A 20,356-nucleotide genomic window follows, 5' to 3' on the forward strand; every position below is an offset into this window, starting at 1 on the left:
CTTTTATTTTGCTGCTTAGGTTTAACAATACGCATACAAGCTTACTATGGTAAAACCATTACTTTCAATTGCGATACCTACCTATAACAGGGCACAGCTTTTAGGCCAGTGCCTTGATGCCTTGTTTGCGCAATTGAGTGATGAGATTGCACCACTTATCGAGTTTATCGTTTCTGATAATTGCTCTGCAGATAATACCACCGCAGTAGTTGAAGGATATATTGCCCGCGGGCATAAGATCACCTATTTTAAAAACGCGGAAAACATTGGGGCCGACCGCAATATCACCGCCTGCTTTACTAAAGCATCTGGCAAATATGTATGGGTTTTTTCTGATGACGATTTCCTGCTGCCGGGTTACCTTAAGTTTATTTTCAACCTGCTTAAAAAAGAGGAGTGGGGTACCTTATACATGAACACGCAATGGTATAGCGGCGAGTACAAAGCTGTTAACACCCCGCCCACGGGCATCAGCTTGGATCGCTTTGCCGATCCCTTGCAATACATAGGCCGGGTAAGCTACTGGACAACCTTTATAACCGGTAACATCGTCAACAAATCGCTTTTTACCGATATTGCTTACATACAGGAGTTTTGCGAAAGCAACCTCGTACAGCTTAGCTGGACCTTGCCTGCTGCGTTTAAAGGCCCGCAAAATGGCATCATTAATGATAGGATCCTTGCTTGCCGGGCCGATAATACAGGCGGCTATAAACTGCTTAAAGTATTTGGTACCAATTTTAACGATGTGATGGATCGGCTGATCATGAAGGGCTTTATTGATAAGCGCGTGAAAAGGATAATGAACCACCACCTTTTAAGCACGTTCTTCCCCATGTTTATTAATAACCCGGGAGCGAATTTCGAGAAAGAGAATCCGTTTAAAATTATGGTGCCCGTTTTTTGGAACTACAGATCGTTTTGGCTAAAAATATTCCCGGCCTTGTTTAAAAATCAATATTTAAAGCATGTCAGCGCTCAATAACTTTATTGGTAAAATATTTTATAAAATATTGCAGTCGGGCTCATACATCGGCTTGGCTGCCGATGCCAAAGAGGTAGCGCTGTACGGAAAGCTTAAATTCCGGGGCGAGGAATGTACGGTACCAAAGCAGGCTATCATCAAAAACCCGCAATATATCTCTATCGGAAAAAAATTCTCGGCGCTGTATAATTTACGACTTGAGGCTTGGGATAAATACGAAGAGCAAACTTTTACCCCCGAGCTTACCATTGGCGAATGGGTAAGCATGGGTACCGATGTACATATCGGCTGTATCAACAAAATAGTTATCGGCAACCATGTATTAATGGGCAGCCGCATTTATATAAGCGACCACGCGCACGGAGATATCAGCGCGGCATCCTTTGCCTTGCCGCCTATAAAAAGGCCGCTGGTTTCAAAAGGGCCTATTATAATAGAGGATAATGTTTGGATAGGCGAGGGGGCATGTATTATGCCAAACGTACGTATAGGCAATAACGCGGTAGTGGGCGCCAACGCTGTGGTTACAAAGGATGTACCCGCAAATGCCGTAGTTGCAGGCGTACCCGCTAAAGTTATTAAGATAGTAGAGGCTTAGAATTTAACAGAACTTGTTTTTAAAATGAAGGTAGCTTATACTATTTGTGCTAATAATTACCTCGCCTCGGCAAAGGTTTTAAAGGAGAGTTTTACCAAACATCACCCGGAGATTCCGTTGTTTATTGTTTTGGTAGATAAAAAGGACCCGGCAATAAACTACAACGATTTTTATAGCGAAAGTATTCTTTTTATCGACGAGATAGTTGACCTGGATATGGAGGCGCTAAGCCATAAATTTAGCATTGCCGAACTTTGTACAACCGTTAAGCCATTTGTGTTTAAATACTTTTTTAGTAAGTACGATAAAGTGGTTTACATAGACCCGGATATAAAAGTATACGCCCCTTTTACCGATTGCTGGGAAGCGCTGGAGAAGTACACCTTTGTACTAACCCCGCACCTAATGAACCCGGTTGACGATGGTAAAATACCCAGCGATTTTTATACGCTGCGTACGGGTATATTTAACCTTGGCTTTTTAGGATTGGCCCAGGGCGACGAGCTGGAGAGATTTTTAAACTGGTGGGGCGAACGCCTGCTGGTTTATGGGTACACCAATTGGGATAAGGGCATGTTTTACGACCAGATATGGGCAAACTATATCCCGGTGATGTTTAATAATTACCTGATACTAAAACACTACGGTTACAACGTTGCCAACTGGAACTGGCACGAGCGTACATTAACCAAAACCGGTGATGGATGGATGGTGAACGATAAATATCCGCTTACGTTTTTTCATTTCAGCAGCTACCGGTATCACACGCCAATGGTATTGTGTAACTACAATACCCGGTACAACCGTTTTAGCCGGCCAGATATAGCCGAAGTGGTTGACGAGTATTACACCGGTTTAAAAGCTGCCGGGGCCGATGCGGTGATGAAAAGCCCGGCTTATTACCAGCAAAAATACAATGCGCACGAATTAAAGATGCTTGCCGCAAGGCCGCTTAAAGAGAAAATGCGCAACAGGCTCTCAAAAATGGTAGAACGATATTTTAGCAGTTAAACAAAATGGCCTCTACAAAAATGTGTGTAATTATTCCGGTGCATCAACCGGTAATTTCGGCAGATGAGGCGATATCTTTGCTGGCCTGTAAAACACATTTGAGCGCATACGATTGCTTTTTAATTTATCCCGAAGGGATGGATACAAGCGCATATACCGCGGCGCATGCGGGGTTATTGCTGTATCCGGTTGATCAGGATTGGCTCTCGTCTATAGAAAAGTATAATAAAATGAAAGTAAGTATAAGCTTCTATCAGCTATTTGCTAAGTATGAATACATGCTTACCTATGAGCTCGACGCTTATATTTTTCACAACGATTTTGATAAAGCAGGTGCATTTGCATTCGATTATATTGGCGCGCCTTTTTTTGAGGGTTACTGGGCAGCTACACCGGGCGCCGCATTTATGCAGGGCGGCAATTCGGGGTTTTCGGTTCGCAATGTCCAGTCGTGCATCAAGGCCCTTACGTCAATAAAAAAATACCGCCTGCATTGGGTGCTTTATAAGGCCTTGCTTTCTTCCTCCTCCAGGTTAAGAAACAAGCTGAATAAATGGACTAACGATAAGTACGAAGTTTTTATAACGGGTAGGTTCGCCTTTGCTTTCGCCGATTTTCATTTAAATGAAGATGTGATCTGGTCTGAAATAATCCCGCAGCTGATCCCGTCCTTCACTATCGCCGATCCGATGAGCGCGCTGCGTTTTAGTTTCGAATATAATTTAGAAGATTCGTTAAGGCTTACCGAAGGCCGTTTGCCGCTGGGCTGCCATGCCTGGGCTAAGCACCTGGGCTTTTGGAGCAAATACATCGATACAACAAGCATTAAAAAGAAGGGGCAAACCAATGAAGTTTGATTTCTACCTTTCGGAGATGTCGGTATCCGATAAGCATGGCGGCGGTTTAACCCTGCAGCGCATTTTAGGCGCCGATTTAAATGATATAGATCACTTTGTACATGTGAACCGTTTTGCGATGGATCTGCATGTAAAAGATGGTCTTCCCGGGCGGAGCCACGATCTGCTTTCGATCTGGGAAAGCGATTGGATGCGTAAACTCATCGGTCGTTCGCGCGCCTCGAGTATGAGCAAGAGGTTAGGGATGATCAAACTGCATGCAAACGGTGCCGCAAAAAAGATGGCCGCCATATTTAAGCATAAGCAGGAACTTACCGGGCTGGTATGCCCACAGGGAGCCAACGCGATTTTTACACTGGAGGCACTAAAGAAAATAAAACAGGTAAAATACATCACCTGGGTAATGGACGATCACCTGGTGAGCTACGTAAATGATGCCTGGCAATACCCGGCCGGTACGGAGGCTATATTTGGAAAACACCTGCGCGAAGCCGAACATGTTTTTGTAATAAGCCCCGCCATGCAGGCATTTTATAAGGAGCGTTTTGGCGTAGCATCCAGCGTGTTATTTGGTTCTTCGGGAACGGTTGAGAAGGGTGCTTCGTCGAAAAAGATCAGCGGCCCTTTAAAAATAGGGTATTTTGGTGCCGTGGCGGCCTGGCAGCGCGATGCTTTAAAAGCCGTAGCGGCAGCGCTTAAGGCTACCGATACACAATTGTACATTTACTCGGGTGTGGAGCGGCTGCCTGATGATATACTTTTGGATGGCGTGCACTTTAAAGGCAGCGTAGCCCCCCAAGAGGTACTTACAGAGATGCAAAATTACGATGCGGTGCTGTTACCTATTAGTTTTCAGCAAAAAATTCGTAATATGTCGCAGTTTAATATCGCTACCAAAATGAGCGAATATTTGGCATGTGGCGTACCGGTGTTGGCAGTAGGCCCCCCATACTCAGCCATGATCCATTATCTTAACGATCATCAGGCCGCAATTACGGTAGCATCAATTAAAGAAAACGATATCAGAGATGGCTTTAAACAGCTGCATAATTCGCAGCATGTTGCCGGGCTGTTAAAAAATGCCCAAAAATTAGTAACAAATGAAGTTGGCGCTGAGCCAATGCGTAGGGTGTGGCAGGCTGTGGTAAACAGCTAATGCTAACGCGAAACAGATTTAATTTACAACATACATAACCTTTGCTTAACGTACTATGGCAAGTTCAACTAAAAAATTATTGGTAACCGGGTCATCCGGCTTAATAGGGTCAGAAGTTTGCTATCATTTTGCTGGTTTAGGCTGGGAAATACACGGCGTAGATAATAACCAGCGGGCTATATTTTTTGGTGAGCAGGGCGATACCCGCTGGAACCAAAACCGAATCCAAACAGACCTCGGCGCAAAATTTATCCACCACGAAGTAGATATCCGCGACCGCGCCGGTGTGCTTAACCTCCTTAAAGAAATTAGGCCCGATGCCATTGTGCATACCGCCGCGCAGCCATCGCATGATCGCGCGGCCGCTATCCCATTCGATGATTTTGATACCAACGCGGTAGGGACACTTAACCTGTTGGAAGCCGTTAGGCAGGTGTGCCCCGAATCGCCTTTTGCGCACATGAGTACCAATAAAGTGTACGGCGACAGGCCAAACACTATCGACCTGGTAGAAAAAGAAACCCGCTGGGATTACGCCGATCCGTTTTATACCAATGGCATCACCGAGGAATTTTCTATCGACCAAAGCAAGCACTCGCTGTTTGGTGCCTCAAAGGTAGCTGCAGATATTATGGTGCAGGAATATGGCCGTTATTTTGGCATCCCAACCTGCTGCCTGCGTGGTGGCTGCTTAACGGGGCCAAACCACTCGGGCGTTGAGCTGCATGGCTTTTTAAGCTACCTGGTAAAATGTAACGTAGAAGGCCGGGAATACAAAGTGTTTGGTTATAAAGGAAAACAGGTGAGAGATAATATCCACTCGTATGATGTAGCGAGCTTTATTGATGCGTTCATCAGTGCGCCGCGTGTTGCCGAGGTTTATAACATTGGTGGTGGCCGTGCCAACTCCTGCTCTATTTGGGAAGCATTTAGCATCGCCGAGAAATTTACCGGTAAGCAGCAGGTGTATACTTATATAGATGAGAACCGCATTGGCGATCACATGTGCTATATCTCCAACCTCGATAAAATGCGCGCGCATTATCCAAACTGGGATATCACTATATCGCTGGAAGAAACCATCAGGCAGATAGTTGTGGCACAGGGCACACATAAATAAAAATACTCTTGAAGCTTTTAACGTACCAGCCATTTTCATTGTACTCCAACGGGGGAGGTAACCGTATCCTCCGTCGCTTATTTAAAGGCCGGGAGGCGGATGTAGTATCGCTGGTGGTAGAAGAAAATCCGTTGCATCCCCGTGAGGGCGCTATTACCGAAACTATTGTTTATGCCGCTCCCATTGTACGTAAATGGGCCCGCTGGAAACTGCGCAACTTTCGTACCTGGTTAAGACACGGGCTATATAAGCCATCAACCATTAAAAAAGTACAGATAGCAGCACGTAAAATTAAATACGATGTGCTGCATGTGATAGATCACGGGCCTTTTTCGGCAGCTTTATGTTCCGATGAATTTTGTGGTGACAAACCGCTTTGGGTATCTTTTCACGATCACTTTTCTACCACGTACGGGCTGCACGAAAATAGTGCCGCTTTATGGAAGCGCGCCAATCGTAGGTTGGTGATATCGGAAGAATTGGGTAACGAATATGGCAGGTTGTTTGGGAAAGCCGACTACGAGTTGATAACCGATGGCGTGGCAGCAACGGAAGTAAGCGAACCATTAGGTACACTCGGTTCGCCGGTAGCTGTTTATTTTGCCGGGCTTTTACACTTGGAGTATATCCCCTTATTTAAAGTACTGGCAGATGCGCTGGACTTGTTGAGCAAGCAGGGCCATCAGTTTAAACTGATACTAAGGGCTACACAATATATGCCGTTTTTAGAGAATAGGGCTTTTACAACCGATTACCGCCCCATGACGCTGGACGATGCCGAATTGAAACGGGAACTGGATAGCAGCGCCATCCTTTACCTGCCCATTAAATTTACCAGGCCCGATTTTTACCTGTACAGCCTTTCTACAAAAATGATTGGGTATCTTGGCGGCGCGGGGGCTATCTTGTACCACGGCCCGCATAACAGCGCGGCTTGCCACCTGCTAAAGAAAACGCAGGCGGCGGTTTGCTGTGATAATTTGGATGCCGAAAAGCTTTCTCTGGACATTCTTAATCTGCTGACTAACAATTACAGTATATCGGCTAACGCCAACGTGTTGGCAAAAAAGCAGTTTGAAATGGCACGCATCCAAAACCGGTTTTGGCAGGAAGCAACGTAACTGCTCCGTACGTTTATACGTGGTATTTGCTAACTTCTTCGCTGCTGATGATCTTGTAACGGGAAGTTAGGCACTTGGCGCAAAAAAATCGGTGCAAGGGAATAAATAGCGATAAGGGCTTCAGTAATAGCGGCAATGGCTTTTTGTAATGAAAAGGTTGATTGCAGCAGTCGCAATATAAAAAAGGTTTTTGCATGGTAGTATATAAATACTATATAGTACAATTGGTATGTTAAAGTATCTGAACGGTACTTAACCAACAGAAAAAATTAAGAGAGGGTTTTGGGCTACAAATGTATTTATTTGCCCCGATATTTTATTAACGGACAGGTAAATATTATTTGTAACATAACAGACAGTTAAAATTAATGATTGTTTTAGATTTTATAAAAAAAATTGTGGCTTAAACGGCACACAGCAAGCATTTTTTTAGGATAGCTATGCCCGATAAAATAAAGATAGTTTTTATATGTAGTTCGTTGGAGCCGGGACACGACGGCGTGGGCGATTATACGCGGCGGTTAAGCGCCGCTTTAATAAAAGCGGGGCATAGTTGTGCAATATTATCATTGAACGACAGGCACGCCAAAAATACATTTGAGGGCACCCAGCAGGCCGATGAGATTGATGTACCCGTGTTTCGCCTGGGGGCCGATATAGAACTCAAGCAACGCTTCGCGATAGCAAAACAATGGGTTGATAAAGTTGATCCGCAATGGCTTAGCCTGCAGTTTGTTCCGTTTGGTTATCACCCAAAGGGGCTTAAACCTGGCTTAAGCAAGTTGCTGCTAACCTTAAGTAAAGGGCGCAGCTGGCACATCATGTTTCACGAACTTTGGGTGGGAATGGCCGACGAGGAATCGAAAAAGTTGCATTTTTGGGGGCTGGCCCAACGCGTATTGATCCGGTCGCTCGTTAAAAATTTAGCGCCTAAGGTTATTCATACACAAACGCATTTGTACCAAACCCTTTTGGCAAAAATGGGTTTTAAAGCGGGATACCTGCCATTATATGGTAACATCCCGGTAATTGGAAATATAAACGGCAACCGTCCGGCAGGTAAATTATCCTTTGTAGTTTTTGGGGCCATACATGATAGGGCACCTATAAGCGAGTTTGCCAAAGAAGCCGCGCAGTACGCCGAAAAATTTAGGCTGCCCGTAACCTTAACCATTATAGGCCGGGGCAATAACGAACAACAACGCTGGGCAGACGTATGGGCGGCAGCAGGTTTAACGGTTGAGCGCTTAGGTGAACTATCTGCACAGCGGATCTCTGAGGTATTATCAAATGCTACGATAGGGCTTTCGGCAACGGCGCTTGCGGTGATAGAAAAAAGTGGCTCGTACGCCGCCATGCGTGAGCATGGCTTGCCGGTAATATCGGTATCCAAGGCGTGGACACCCACCCGTGTTTCCAAACCGGCGATACCCATTGGCGTAGAGGAGTATACCATCGGTAATTTGGAAGAATGTGTAGCCAACAGCAAGTTCCAGCCATACGGCAGCAACGTTGACGTGGTTTCAGTTAAATTTGCCCAGGCCCTTACTAATTTAAAAACGGAATAGAGACCGGATGATAAAAAGAAAAATATGCCTTTTTACCGCGCATTCGCCAAAAGTGGGTGGTGGTGGAGCAATATTAAGGAGCCTGGTGGCCAACCTGCCCGATATAGAGATCCTGTGGACCTATATTGGTAACGGCCCTGTTGAAGGTTACGAAGAAGGCTACCTGGGGCCGGCGCTTATGGGCGGGCCTATGTTAAAAGATATCATGCAAACCCGGCAGATGTTGAACGGTGGTAAAATAGCATTTATCGATAACATCGTTAAAAAACTTTTGGCTATAGATTGCGACGGGTACTGGATTGTATCGCATAACGAAGGATTGCGCATAGCCATAGAGCTATCAACCCACCAAACGGAACGCCCGGTACATATGACGGTGCATGACGATTGGGCCGGCGCGCTCTGCGCACGGTCGGTACGTTACCGGTTTATGGCAGGGGCGGCGCAAAAATTAACGGTTACGGCCTTAAAAACTGTTTCCTCGTTCGATCTCATCAGCGCCGGGATGCGCGATCATTACCGCAAACTAAGCGCCCGCCGTGGCGAGGTATGCCACCGCTATTTACCGGAGGGCACCATATTAGCTGGCGATAAGCCGGATAGTAAAAACGAAGTGCTGGTTGGGCATATCGGCTCCATTTACGATAAAAAGGACCTTTTTAATTTCATAGGCCTGCTAAAGGAATTTTATCAGCACGAAAATAAAAAAGTAACCCTGCAAATGTGGGGATGCCATTTAAAACTGAGCGATGTACCGCAAGCCCTGCAGGATAATATCAAATTCTATGATACCCTGCCCGAAGATAAAGTAGTGCCCGAGCTGGCGAAGTGCGATTTTGTTTACTGTATGTATCCGCTTAATAAGGCTTTACATACCTTCTCTAAAACCAGCCTGCCAACCAAACTAAGCAGCTACCTGCAAGCTGCCCGCCCCATTTTTGGGCACGGGCCGGCAGATAGCACACTGGCTGAGTTTTTAGGCAGTACAAAACTGGGCGGTATGTGGAGCGTGCGCTATAAACAGGAGGGTTTTAAGGCGCTCGAAATGATAAGCGCGTTAGCCCCCGACCACCAGCAATGGCAGGATGCACGCAGACTTTACTTCGGAGAAAAAAACCTGCAGGTGATGAACAAGGCTTTAAACAACAGGGAAATTAGCGGCAAGGCTTAGGTTGCCGCATTATTATTCCGGGCATATTTAATATCTTTCGGGCAATAAACACTATGTTAAATATAAAACCACGCGTTATAATTGGTAATTCGAGTATCTTTTTGGATGCCCTGCGTATAGGCGCTGCCTTAACGGTTTTATACATCCACGCTTTCGATCGCTGGTTCCCTACACTTGCCCACCCGCAGTACGAGCCCGGCGAACCATCACATGCTGCGGTAATTATCTTCTTCGTGTTATCCGGTTATGTAATAGCGCATACCACCATCAGCCGAAACCGCGGGGCTGTTATGTACGCCCAGGCACGTTTAAGCAGGCTGTGTTCTATTGTTATACCGGCGCTTGCCATAACTGCTGTGATAGCCTTCATCGTTAAACAGACCGATCCGCAACTGCTTGCAATTCACTCCAGGGGGTACGATTGGGTGCGGTACATCGCATCAGGCTTGTTTGTGAACGAACTGTGGTTATTTTCGGCCGCGCCGCCATTAAACGGCTCACTGTGGTCGTTAAGTTTTGAGTTTTGGTACTACGCCATATTTGGGTTGTGGTTTTTCAGGAAGGGCGGCTGGAAGTCGTTCTTGCTACCCGTTGCGGCCGTACTGATAGCAGGCCCCAAAATTGTAGTGATGATGCCGGTTTGGCTGGCGGGTTACCTGGCCTATATCCTCCCCAGGCCATCCTTAAAAACGGCTACCGCCTGGTTATTTGTGTTGCTGGGGCTTTTTGTCGCCTGGCTTGCGGTAACTTATATCCCGTTCATCCCCTATCGCATAGGGTACAAGCCGCTATATTATGCCAACCAGTTTGTTACCGATTGGATAGTGGGCCTGTTTGTTGCGGCTACCCTGTGGATATTGCCCACCGGAGATCACCTGAGCACCGAGCATAAATTTGCAAATGTATTCCGCAAAGCGGCAGACCTAACCTTTCCGCTGTATGTGCTTCATTTTCCATTGTTGGTTTTATGGCGTGCTTTGTTTGGCTATAAAGCGTACGATACGGCGCAGCTTTGGCAGGCGCTGATCTCGGTACTAATTGTGGCATCGTTACTGGGGGTTTTGTTGGAAATGCAGCGCCCGTTGTGGACCCGCTTTTTTAAACAGGTGCTTGGAGCCCCCAAATCCACAGGTAAAAGTTAACTATATCTGCATCTTAAGGTTAAACAAATAATAAGCTTTGGTTTTGGCTGATAATTACAATTTCAATGATTATAATTGTATATTCTTACAATTATGTTAATTTGTACGATTGTTTATAAAGGAATTTTACCCCGCAGGGTTTGGTTTAGGTATTTATGAAGGTAGTTCTGTCGCATCCAACAGGGAATGAATTTGTAAGGGCACTTATTAGCGCGTTATCAAAACAAGGCATGTTGGCGGAGTTTGATACTACAGTGGCGGCAAACCCAGCATCGGCATGGCTTAAGCTACTGCCCGGCAGTTTGAGGCAGGAGTGGCTAAGACGTACCTACCCTGTACCACGGCACCAGATCAATGCATTCCCGGTAAGAGAGCTGGGGCGGATGATATTGCCACGGGCGGGATTTAAAAGTGCAGTAAAACACGAGACCGGCTGGGCCAGCGTAGATGCTGTTTACCGCGGCTTGGATAGCGAAGTAGCTAAACGTGTTTTAAGGCTGGCAAAAGGGAATAAGCCCGATGCGGTGTATGCTTATGAAGATGGCGCGTTGCAATCATTCAGGCAGGCAAAGCAGCAGGGCATAAAATGTATATATGATCTGCCGATAGGCTATTGGCGGGCCGCCAGGGTAATGCTTGGTGCCGAGCGCGAACGCTGGCCCGATTGGGCGCCCACCTTAACCGGCTTGCGCGATTCGGAAGCTAAGCTGGCCCGTAAGGACGAGGAAATACAACTGGCCGACAGCATTTTTGTGGCAAGTAGTTTTACCGCCAAAACGTTACAGTATTTCCGGGGAGAATTGCCGCCGGTAAACGTGGTACCCTACGCTTTCCCACCAGTTGTTGTGGAAAGGCGTTATGAAAAAGTTTCCGCTGCAAGGCCGTTGAAGCTCCTTTTTGTGGGTGGTTTATCGCAGCGCAAAGGCATTGCCGATATGTTTGCCGCGGTAAAAACATTTGGTAACAAAGTGGAGCTTACCGTTGTTGGCAGTAAACTGGTTGATAACTGCGCGGTGCTGAACGAAGCTTTAACAAAGCATCGCTGGATTCCCAGCCTGCCGCACGATGGGGTTTTAAAATTAATGCATCAGCACGATGTATTGCTGTTCCCCTCGTTGTTTGAGGGGTTTGGGCTGGTAATAACTGAGGCGATGGCGCAGGGTACACCGGTGATTACGACAGACAGAACCGCCGGCCCGGATATTATTACCGATGGCGGGGATGGCTGGCTGATACAGGCGGGTTCTACGTTGAAGCTGCAGGAGGCCATTGAAAATATACTGGTAAAGCCGGCTTTGATAGAAGCTACCGGCCGTGCGGCTATGGCAACCGCCCAAAAAAGGCCATGGGAAGTTTATGGGCGCGAATTAGTGAACGCTATAATTCATAATAATTAATTATGTTTAAGGTTTTAATCATCTGCATTAATGAGTACAAGTCTCGATAACAATATTGCTGTTGTAGGCCGTAATGCCGCGCTTAATGTGGAAGGCCGCATAAACCACGCAATGGTGGTTGCGTCGTTAAAAAAGGGTATTTGGGTATATTTTATATTACTTATTATAGAAGGGGCGCTGCGTAAATGGTTGTTCCCTTCGCTTGCTACGCCCTTATTGATCGTGCGCGATCCTGTGGCTATATGGTTACTGGTAACTGCGTGGCGTAGCGGCTATCTGCCGTCAAGCAATCACTTTTTTGCCATGGTGTTTATTGGCAGTTGTGCATTGTTTACGGCTATACTGGTGGGCCATCACAACTTGCCTGTGGCCGTTTATGGTGTGCGCATTCTGCTTTTTCACTTCCCGCTTATATTTTTAATCGGGAAGATATTTGATAAGGAAGATGTTATCAGGCTCGGCACAATTGTGCTTTGGATGGCGATACCTATGTTTTTTCTTATCGCTATGCAATTTTACAGTCCGCAATCGGCATTTGTAAACAAAGGGATAGGCGCCGATTCGCAGGGTGGGGGTTTCAGCGGGGCCTTAGGTTATTTCAGGCCGCCCGGTACGTTCTCGTTTACAACAGGTAACACTCAGTTTTTTTCGCTGGTTGGCGTTTTCGTAGTTTACTTTTGGCTTAATATAGAGCAGGTGAACCGGCTTTTATTGATAGGCGCTACCATAGCGCTCATGGCCGCTATCCCAATTTCAATCAGTCGTGGTTTGCTTATCCAAACAGTGCTAACCGGCGTTTTTGCACTTGCATCAATTTCGCGCACACCAAAGCTATTGGGCAGGTTGCTGGGAGCGGCGATAGGTTTGGTTATTATAGTTGCCTTGCTTAGTAATTTACCGTTTTTTAGGAACGCCATTGAAGTGCTTACTTCGCGGTTTGATACGGCAAGCGAAAGCGAGGGCAGTATTAATAACACTATTGTAAACCGTATCGGCGCAAGTATACTGGAACCCTTTGTAAACTCCGAACTGCCTTTTTTTGGCTTTGGAATTGGTATGGGGACAAACGCCGGTGCAAGGTTGCTTATTGGCCGCTCCGACGTGTTTTTGATAGCAGAAGGCGAGTGGGGGAGGATGATTGGAGAGATGGGTGCCATTTTTGGTATCGGCGCCATATTGATAAGGGTGCATCTGAGTTTTAAAATGTTGATACAGGCCTATAAACGCCTCAAAATAAATAATATGTTGCCCTGGCTTATGGTGAGTGTTAGTTTCCAGGCGGTTGCCCAGGGGCAGTGGGCACAACCTACGGCTTTAGGTTTTGGGGTAGTTATGGGGGGCTTAACTATTGCAGCCATGAGACTGCCCAGTCAGGAACAGCAACAATCTCCGGCGCCACCCACGGCCGGCGTTTAACTATTACACATGGCCTTGTCTCCTAAAAGAATATTGATATACCGCCTTGGGAGCCTCGGCGATACGGTTATGGCATTGCCTGCCTTCCATAAAATACGGCAGGCCTACCCGGATGCTGATATTACGCTGCTTACCAATAGCCCGGTGGCAAATAAGGCCGCCCCGCTTGCAAGCGTACTTGGCGAGGGCTATTTTTTTAACAGAGTGCTTGCTTACCCCGTTGGTACCCGCAACCCTGCTGTGTTGCTTGGCCTGGTAAAGCAGATAAGGGGTTTAAAGATAGATACTGTGGTAAACCTTGCCGGCGTGCGGATATTAAAAACCCTTTTCAAAACAAAATTAACTGTATTTAGAGACTGGCTGTTCTTTAAAGCTGCGGGTGTGAAAAACACTATCGGGTTCCCGTCAGTATTGGCCGATTTTGAGCTATCAGTTGATAAAACAACCGGCGACCTGGAATGGGAAGCCAAAAGGCTTGCCCGCCGCATACAGGTATTGGGCCATATTGCGCTGGACGATGATAGCTACTGGGACCTTAAGTTCAGCAACGAAGAAATTAAAACGGCAGGGGAAAAGCTTGCGCCACTTGCTGCAGGCAGGCCATTTATAGCCGCAAGCACCGGCACCAAGAGCCAGGTAAACGATTGGGAAGAACACAACTGGCTAAATTTGCTAAAGCGGTTATCTCCCTTACTGCCTGGTTGGCAACTGGTAATGGTGGGCGGCCCGGATGAGTTTGACCAGGCCACCAGGTGTATTGAAACCTGGGGCGGGGTGGGGCTAAATTTATGCGGGCAAACATCTCCGCGGGTATCAGGCGTTATTTTAAAGCAGGCGAAGGTTTTTATAGGGCACGATAGCGGACCAATGCATTTAGCTGCTGCCGGCGGTACGCCATGCGCGGCGGTTTTCTCAGCAAGGCATTTTCCCAGGCAGTGGTACCCACGGGGCAACTTTAACAAAATAATTTACCACAAAACAGATTGCGCCGGCTGCGAGCTTGATGTTTGTGTAGTTCAGCAAAAGAAATGCATTTTATCTGTTACCACCGATGAGGTTATCGGTGCGGTTATGGAAATATTAGATCCCGAAAAATTAAATAATATTAACGCCTGATAAATGAAGCTGTTGCACATTATTGCAAGTATGGACCCCGCCAGCGGTGGCCCATGCCAGGGAATAAGGAATACCAACCCCGAACTGATGCACAACGGCATCAGCAGGGAAGTGGTAAGCCTTGACGACCCTAACAGTGCATTTTTGGGAATGGATGACTTTACTATCCACGCCCTGGGCCCAGCTAAAGGTCCATGGCAATATTCGGCTTTGCTGAGGCCCTGGCTACTTGCCAATATGGGGCGTTTTGATGTAGTAGTGATTAATGGCTTGTGGCTGTACTCGAGTTTTGCAGGCTGGAGCGTAAAGCGAACGCTGGAACGCAGTGCAAAGAAGATGGAGGAGCCCCAAAACGTGCCTAAACTTTATGTGATGCCGCACGGTATGCTCGATCCCTATTTTCAACGCGCACGCGACCGTAGGCTTAAGGCAATACGCAACTGGCTTTACTGGAAACTGGTAGAGCGCCGGGTAGTTAACGACGCAGACGGTTTGTTTTTTACCTGTGAGCTTGAATTGGAGCTGGCCCGGCAGGCATTCTCTCCGTATCATCCCAAAAAGGAAGTGAATGTAGGCTACGGTATAATTACCCCGCCGCAGCATACGGCTGCTATGGATGAGGCGTTTTATAAAAAATGCCCCGAAATGAGGGGGAAGCCATTCCTGCTTTTTTTTAGCCGGATCCATAAGAAAAAAGGGGTTGACCTGCTCATAAAAGCATACGCCGAAATAGTGAATAAAACCATACCCGAAAATGGCGAGCATTATAAGTTAGTTGTTGCCGGGCCGGGTTTAGAGAGCTCTTATGGTAAGATGCTGGAGCGGCTAATTGCCCACTACCCCGATCTGAAGAACAATATCTATTTTACCGGGATGCTCTCCGGCGACATCAAATGGGGAGCTTTATATAATTGCGATGCCTTTGTATTGCCAAGCCACCAGGAAAATTTTGGAATAGCCGTGGTAGAGGCACTTGCCTGCAAAAAACCAGTGCTGGTATCGCACCAGGTAAACATCTGGAAAGAGATAAAAGGTGGCGGCGGCGGTATCATCGCCCCAGATTCTATCGACGGCACACAGCAGCTTTTAAACACCTGGATGAGCCTGTCCAAAGCAGAGAAAGATGCTATGGGTAAAAATGCCGGGCAAGTTTTTAAAGAACATTTTAATATAGAACTGGTTGCCAAGCATTTTATAAAGGCAATTTTTACAGAGGGTTAAAGGCTTTATCGGGACGCAGGTTTCGTTGAAAAAACAATGTGGCCCCCATTCCGTTATATTTACTCTTTAAAAAGAAAGCCACTTTTACGACTCGTTTAAGGCTAACGGGATTTTATGATAAGTTAAGTGGTGGTGGCTTTTAAAACAATGTGCGGGTTATGCCGCGGCGGGTGTCTATTATTTATATAAATGGATATACGGTGTTAAAAATTTAAAAATTGCAGCTTTCTGTTGCTATAAATAAATAATATTGTTAAAAATTGTATAAGTTTAGTATTATTGTTTAAAATACTAATAAAGCGTAAAAACAATTATTGGTACCTGTAAAATTGAGTAGATAGCAGTTTTTTAAAAATAGGAGCATCGCAGATGTGCTGTTTGAAGATCGGTTAAATGCTATGTTATTTTACTTATTAGTTACATGGTTAATCAGGACACACACACAGGGCCATCTTTTTCTGTTAGCAATCGTGCGGCCAGGGTGTTATGGCAGTTTGTGGCCATCATATTCTTCAAGCTATCACCAAAGCCTTTACACGGATGGCGATCTTTTGTGTTGCGATGTTTTGGGGCAAAAGTAGGCCGGGGCGTACATGTTTACCCGGGCGTTAAGATATGGGCGCCGTGGAATTTAGAATTGCATGATGAATGCGGAATAGCCAGCGGTGCCACTTTATATTCGCAGGCGAAAATTACGATAGGCCGCAGGGCGGTTATTTCGCAGGGGGTAAACCTTTGCACCGGTACACACGATTATACCAGGGCGGGTTCGCCCTTAATAGCGCGCCCAATTTATGTGGGCAATAACGTTTGGATAGCAGCAGAAGCGTTTGTGCATCCCGGCGTAACTATTGCAAATGGCTGCGTGATTGGCGCCCGTGCGGTAGTTGTAAACGATATGCCCGAGTGGATGGTTTGTTCAGGGCATCCCTGCAAACCGCTTAAGGCAAGGGTAATTGTTGATTAGCAGAATTAGGTTTTTAATTAATGGTATCGGTACTCATACTCACTAAAAACGAAGAACAAGACCTGCCGGCCTGCCTTGCATCGGTAGCCTGGTGTAACGATATACATGTTTACGATTCGTATAGTGATGACAGAACGGTTGAGATAGCTGAAGCTGCCGGTGCTACGGTTACGAAGCGGAAGTTTGATAACTGGGCTGCGCATCAAAACTGGGGGCTTAAAAATATAACGTTTAAATATCCCTGGGTGTTGTATATAGATGCGGATGAACGTGTATCAGATAGTTTGTACCAATCGTTGCAACTGTTTGATGTAAATAATATAAATGCGGCATATGAGATACGCAGGCGCGATTTTGCCTGGAACGGAACCTGGTTAAAGCACGCGCAGGTTTCGCCGTTTTACCTGAGGCTGTTCCGGCCCGAAAAAATGCGTTACGAACGGTTGGTAAACCCGTTATCGATACCGGATGGCACAGTAGCAAGGCTGGAAGGTTACCTGGACCATTACCCTTTTAGCAAGGGGATAAAATTTTGGTTTGCCAGGCACTTAGGCTATGCAGACATGGAAGCGGCAATGCGCCTGCAACAAATGAACGCAGGCGAAAAATTTTCAGTAAAAAAGGCGTTGTTTAGTGCCGATTTTACGCAGCGCAGATACCACCAAAAAGGGCTCTTTTACAAATTGCCCGGCAGGCCACTTATAAAATGGCTATATATGGTTGTTGTACGGCGAGCGTTTTTGGATGGCTCGGCGGGTATTACCTACGCTACAATGCAGTCGATATACGAATATTTTATAGTGCTTAAAACAAAAGAGATATTGCCAAAATAATGCGGTTGGCAAAAAAATAATATATTTATACCAATCTGTTGGCGTAAGTACGTAATTGTAAGGGTTTAAAACTTTTATGTTTTATAAGTGCTGATGTTTATGAATGTTTAACAACTTATGCTTCATAAATTCTACTATCTTTAAAATATCTATTCGGTGATTTTTTACCAAAGAATGTGTTACCGGCCTTAGGCTCAGTTTATAAATGGACAAGAAAAAAATACTGTTAATAAGTCATAATTTCTCTCCTGAACCAATTGGTATTGGAAAATATAACGGCGAAATGCTTGGCTGGCTGGTTAACCGTGGGTACGATTGCACCGTAATTACAACGTTTCCGTATTACCCGTTTTGGAAAGTGCAGGAGCCCTACACTAATCGCTGGTATAAAAAGGAAGTAGTTTATAACGCCAAAAGCGATGCTACTTTAACCATATACCGTTGCCCATCTTACATCCCGAGCGACCCTACCGGCAAGCAGCGCGCCCTGCAGGATTTTTCGTATTGGGTTACCAAGTTCTTTATGGTTTTTAAGCTCATCTTTTTTAAACAGAAGTTCGATCTTATTATAACTATTGCACCGCCATTCCATTTAGCCTATTTGGGCTTGATGCTGAAAAAATTTAACGGGGGCAAGTTGCTGTACCATATACAGGATATGCAAATAGAGGCCGCTCGCGACCTTAAACTTTTCTCAAAGAAAACAGTATTAGCCGGTCTGTTTAAGGTAGAACATAAAATTCTAAAAGACGCAGACTTTGTAAGCAGCATATCCAACGGCATGATCAAAAAAATTAAGGCCAAGGTTGATAGGGAGATCTCGTTTTTCCCTAACTGGGTGGATACCGATTACTACTTCCCGCTGCCTAACCGCGAAAAGCTAAAAACAAAATGGGGCTACAAACCCGATGATATTGTTTACCTATACTCCGGCGCGGTTGGTGTAAAGCAACGTTTAGAACGGATACTGGTTACGGCAGAACAACTGCTCAATCATCAGCATATCAAATTCATCATTTGCTCATCAGGCCCTTATAAAGATCAACTGCACGAGCAGGCCAAGCGCAAGGGCCTCAATAATATTTCGTTTTTGCAGGTGCAGGAAAAAGAAGTGTTTAACGAGTTTTTAAACATGGCCGATATACACCTTGTATTGCAGATAGCCGATGCCGGCGACCTGGTGATGCCATCGAAACTTACCACTATACTGGCCGTAGGCGGTGCCAGTATTATCACCGCATCAAAGGGTACATCTTTGCACGATATGGTGCAGGATTATGATTTTGGTTATGTTGTAGAGCCGCAGGATAAAGACAACCAGGACTTACTGACCAACCAAATACTACAGATAAAACTTGACGAGGAACTGAAACACAAAAGGGACAATGCCCGCAAATACGCGGTACAATACCTCAATGTAGATAAGGTAATGAATAAGTTTGTAGAAGATTTCTTAGATTGATCCAATCTCTCCCCTGGTACTTCTTTAGCGTATCGTTATCTCTCTCTTGTTAGTTGAGTTTTAGATCACATATAAGAGGCTTATGATCCGACATCTTTTTATCAATGGTTTTGTAATTAAGAACATCGAATTGCGGGCTTACCATTATATAGTCAATTTGCAACGGGAAGAGGCTGTAATATGTGGTTTGAAAGCCGCTCGCTTTTTCTAAGAAGGCATTTTTTAGTCCATCGCCCAGCTCATTTACCGAAAATGAATTAGGTGTGTCGTTAAAATCGCCAGTGACGATATACGGGTAGGGGCAGTCATGCATATGGCGCTTTAGCTTGTCTACCTGGAAGCTTCTGAACACGTTTGCAGAAGAAACCCTGTCTTTTATAAAAAACAGTTTTTCGAAGCTTAAACTCCCCTTTAGAAATCTTTTCTTTTGTTTGTCATTCATGGTCACGGCCGCCAAATGCAGGCTGTATATTCTGATGGTTTTTTTGTTATAAAGCACATCGGCAAAAATTACTTTTGTATTTTGGAATGCGGTGGTATCTACCACACCGCTTTTTACGATAGGATATTTAGAAAAAATGGCGTTTCCCATCGAATCCAGCTTCCCTCCCAAAAAAGAATGAAAGTAGTAATTCATGTTATACTTGGTTTTTAAAAGGGTTAAAAGCGTGTCGGTATTTTTGCGGACTTTGGCGAATTCTACCATGGTTATAATGTCCGGTTCGTGATTCGTTATAATATCACCAACTTCATTCTGGATCGGCATGTCCAGGTATCTTTCTAAGCCTTCAAATTTGTGTACATTATATTGCATCACCCTTAAAGTGCCTGGTGCCGCAGTTTGCGGCTGTACAGTGTTACTGCGGAAGCCGAAATAATGCATCATGCTACTATACCCTAATAAAAATGACAGTAAGGAGATTAGAATGAAGATAGGTTTTCTGAAAGCCCAATAAAATATAAATAGCAGGCTGCCAAACGCTAAGTATAAATACCCAAAACCTAATAGTGCTATGAAATCGTAATCGCGTGGATCGGTTACCGGTGACAAATAGGACAATAAAAGCGCTACTACTACAAAAATATTCAGGCCTAAAACAATCTTATCAAAAAGGGTGAATCTTTTGTTGTTTTTCGAAGGTTTCATCGGAAAGGGTAAGTTATAAAATTTCCTAAAAATACTGTTTCTCGGTATTTAAAAGAAGCGGTGTAATA

The 20,356-nt window shown here is 45.4% G+C and carries 18 protein-coding genes; 17 read left to right on the forward strand and 1 reads right to left on the reverse strand.

The window, feature by feature from the left end:
* Window positions 1-46 precede the first annotated feature (46 nt).
* The 17 genes from ABIX36_RS26740 to ABIX36_RS26820 all read left to right on the forward strand — a co-directional run bounded on the left by ABIX36_RS26740 (window position 47) and on the right by ABIX36_RS26820 (window position 19,141).
* Window positions 47-985 carry a glycosyltransferase family 2 protein gene (locus ABIX36_RS26740; RefSeq protein WP_348085232.1) on the forward strand — a complete coding sequence of 313 codons (939 nt, stop codon included), beginning with the start codon at window positions 47-49 and terminating at the stop codon, window positions 983-985.
* Entirely contained in the window at window positions 969-1,583 is a 615-nt protein-coding gene (locus ABIX36_RS26745) for an acyltransferase (RefSeq protein ID WP_348085233.1), read from the forward strand. The genes ABIX36_RS26740 and ABIX36_RS26745 overlap by 17 nt, the downstream gene beginning before the upstream one ends.
* A gap of 24 nt (window positions 1,584-1,607) precedes the next feature.
* Window positions 1,608-2,594 carry a hypothetical protein gene (locus ABIX36_RS26750; RefSeq protein WP_348085234.1) on the forward strand — a complete coding sequence of 329 codons (987 nt, stop codon included), beginning with the start codon at window positions 1,608-1,610 and terminating at the stop codon, window positions 2,592-2,594.
* A gap of 5 nt (window positions 2,595-2,599) precedes the next feature.
* On the forward strand, window positions 2,600-3,451 hold the full coding sequence (locus ABIX36_RS26755) for a DUF5672 family protein (RefSeq protein ID WP_348085235.1): 852 nt from the start codon (window positions 2,600-2,602) through the stop codon (window positions 3,449-3,451).
* Window positions 3,441-4,607 (forward strand): glycosyltransferase, encoded by a 1,167-nt coding sequence (locus ABIX36_RS26760; protein ID WP_348085236.1) that lies wholly within the window; start codon window positions 3,441-3,443, stop codon window positions 4,605-4,607. Before ABIX36_RS26755 ends, ABIX36_RS26760 begins: the two co-directional genes overlap by 11 nt.
* Window positions 4,608-4,662: 55 nt before the next feature.
* Window positions 4,663-5,727, forward strand: a complete 1,065-nt coding sequence (locus tag ABIX36_RS26765) for an NAD-dependent epimerase/dehydratase family protein (RefSeq protein WP_348085237.1) — start codon at window positions 4,663-4,665, stop codon at window positions 5,725-5,727.
* 8 nt (window positions 5,728-5,735) lie between these two features.
* Window positions 5,736-6,848, forward strand: a complete 1,113-nt coding sequence (locus ABIX36_RS26770; RefSeq protein ID WP_348085238.1) for a hypothetical protein — start codon at window positions 5,736-5,738, stop codon at window positions 6,846-6,848.
* A 440-nt stretch (window positions 6,849-7,288) separates the two neighbouring features.
* The gene (locus ABIX36_RS26775; RefSeq protein ID WP_348085239.1) at window positions 7,289-8,416 is read left to right on the forward strand and encodes a hypothetical protein; all 1,128 of its coding nucleotides are present in this window, start codon (window positions 7,289-7,291) and stop codon (window positions 8,414-8,416) included.
* Window positions 8,417-8,423: 7 nt separating this feature from the next.
* Complete coding sequence (locus ABIX36_RS26780) at window positions 8,424-9,587, forward strand: hypothetical protein (protein WP_348085240.1); 1,164 nt, start codon at window positions 8,424-8,426, stop codon at window positions 9,585-9,587.
* A gap of 53 nt (window positions 9,588-9,640) precedes the next feature.
* Window positions 9,641-10,729 carry an acyltransferase gene (locus tag ABIX36_RS26785; protein WP_348085241.1) on the forward strand — a complete coding sequence of 363 codons (1,089 nt, stop codon included), beginning with the start codon at window positions 9,641-9,643 and terminating at the stop codon, window positions 10,727-10,729.
* Window positions 10,730-10,884: 155 nt separating this feature from the next.
* Entirely contained in the window at window positions 10,885-12,126 is a 1,242-nt protein-coding gene (locus ABIX36_RS26790) for a glycosyltransferase family 4 protein (RefSeq protein ID WP_348085242.1), read from the forward strand.
* Between the two features lie 30 nt (window positions 12,127-12,156).
* Entirely contained in the window at window positions 12,157-13,542 is a 1,386-nt protein-coding gene (locus tag ABIX36_RS26795; protein WP_348085243.1) for a hypothetical protein, read from the forward strand.
* 9 nt (window positions 13,543-13,551) lie between these two features.
* Window positions 13,552-14,658 carry a glycosyltransferase family 9 protein gene (locus ABIX36_RS26800; RefSeq protein ID WP_348085244.1) on the forward strand — a complete coding sequence of 369 codons (1,107 nt, stop codon included), beginning with the start codon at window positions 13,552-13,554 and terminating at the stop codon, window positions 14,656-14,658.
* Window positions 14,659-14,661: 3 nt separating this feature from the next.
* On the forward strand, window positions 14,662-15,879 hold the full coding sequence (locus ABIX36_RS26805) for a glycosyltransferase (protein WP_348085245.1): 1,218 nt from the start codon (window positions 14,662-14,664) through the stop codon (window positions 15,877-15,879).
* 421 nt (window positions 15,880-16,300) lie between these two features.
* A complete protein-coding gene (locus tag ABIX36_RS26810) occupies window positions 16,301-16,846 on the forward strand; it encodes a putative colanic acid biosynthesis acetyltransferase (protein ID WP_348085246.1) in 546 nt (181 codons plus the stop codon).
* Window positions 16,847-16,866: 20 nt separating this feature from the next.
* Window positions 16,867-17,679 carry a glycosyltransferase family 2 protein gene (locus tag ABIX36_RS26815; protein WP_348085247.1) on the forward strand — a complete coding sequence of 271 codons (813 nt, stop codon included), beginning with the start codon at window positions 16,867-16,869 and terminating at the stop codon, window positions 17,677-17,679.
* A gap of 205 nt (window positions 17,680-17,884) precedes the next feature.
* The gene (locus ABIX36_RS26820) at window positions 17,885-19,141 is read left to right on the forward strand and encodes a WcaI family glycosyltransferase (RefSeq protein ID WP_128535986.1); all 1,257 of its coding nucleotides are present in this window, start codon (window positions 17,885-17,887) and stop codon (window positions 19,139-19,141) included.
* Window positions 19,142-19,190: 49 nt separating this feature from the next.
* On the opposite strand, the gene ABIX36_RS26825 is transcribed toward ABIX36_RS26820, so the two are convergent.
* Window positions 19,191-20,288: an endonuclease/exonuclease/phosphatase family protein gene (locus tag ABIX36_RS26825; RefSeq protein ID WP_128535987.1), complete on the reverse strand. Its 1,098-nt coding sequence runs from the start codon at window positions 20,286-20,288 to the stop codon at window positions 19,191-19,193.
* Window positions 20,289-20,356: the final 68 nt, after the last annotated feature.

The sequence above is a fragment of the Mucilaginibacter sp. genome (assembly GCF_039925265.1).
In the GTDB taxonomy this organism is placed as follows: Bacteria; Bacteroidota; Bacteroidia; order Sphingobacteriales; family Sphingobacteriaceae; genus Mucilaginibacter.

Bases quoted from the DNA above. Each gene is read 5' to 3' on its own strand.
- ABIX36_RS26740 (WP_348085232.1), top strand. From the start codon at position 47: ATGGTAAAACCATTACTTTCAATTGCGATACCTACCTATAACAGGGCA.
- ABIX36_RS26745 (WP_348085233.1), top strand. From the start codon at position 969: ATGTCAGCGCTCAATAACTTTATTGGTAAAATATTTTATAAAATATTG.
- ABIX36_RS26750 (WP_348085234.1), top strand. From the start codon at position 1,608: ATGAAGGTAGCTTATACTATTTGTGCTAATAATTACCTCGCCTCGGCA.
- ABIX36_RS26755 (WP_348085235.1), top strand. From the start codon at position 2,600: ATGGCCTCTACAAAAATGTGTGTAATTATTCCGGTGCATCAACCGGTA.
- ABIX36_RS26760 (WP_348085236.1), top strand. From the start codon at position 3,441: ATGAAGTTTGATTTCTACCTTTCGGAGATGTCGGTATCCGATAAGCAT.
- ABIX36_RS26765 (WP_348085237.1), top strand. From the start codon at position 4,663: ATGGCAAGTTCAACTAAAAAATTATTGGTAACCGGGTCATCCGGCTTA.
- ABIX36_RS26775 (WP_348085239.1), top strand. From the start codon at position 7,289: ATGCCCGATAAAATAAAGATAGTTTTTATATGTAGTTCGTTGGAGCCG.
- ABIX36_RS26780 (WP_348085240.1), top strand. From the start codon at position 8,424: ATGATAAAAAGAAAAATATGCCTTTTTACCGCGCATTCGCCAAAAGTG.
- ABIX36_RS26785 (WP_348085241.1), top strand. From the start codon at position 9,641: ATGTTAAATATAAAACCACGCGTTATAATTGGTAATTCGAGTATCTTT.
- ABIX36_RS26790 (WP_348085242.1), top strand. From the start codon at position 10,885: ATGAAGGTAGTTCTGTCGCATCCAACAGGGAATGAATTTGTAAGGGCA.
- ABIX36_RS26795 (WP_348085243.1), top strand. From the start codon at position 12,157: ATGAGTACAAGTCTCGATAACAATATTGCTGTTGTAGGCCGTAATGCC.
- ABIX36_RS26800 (WP_348085244.1), top strand. From the start codon at position 13,552: ATGGCCTTGTCTCCTAAAAGAATATTGATATACCGCCTTGGGAGCCTC.
- ABIX36_RS26805 (WP_348085245.1), top strand. From the start codon at position 14,662: ATGAAGCTGTTGCACATTATTGCAAGTATGGACCCCGCCAGCGGTGGC.
- ABIX36_RS26810 (WP_348085246.1), top strand. From the start codon at position 16,301: ATGGTTAATCAGGACACACACACAGGGCCATCTTTTTCTGTTAGCAAT.
- ABIX36_RS26815 (WP_348085247.1), top strand. From the start codon at position 16,867: ATGGTATCGGTACTCATACTCACTAAAAACGAAGAACAAGACCTGCCG.
- ABIX36_RS26820 (WP_128535986.1), top strand. From the start codon at position 17,885: ATGGACAAGAAAAAAATACTGTTAATAAGTCATAATTTCTCTCCTGAA.
- ABIX36_RS26825 (WP_128535987.1), bottom strand. From the start codon at position 20,288: ATGAAACCTTCGAAAAACAACAAAAGATTCACCCTTTTTGATAAGATT.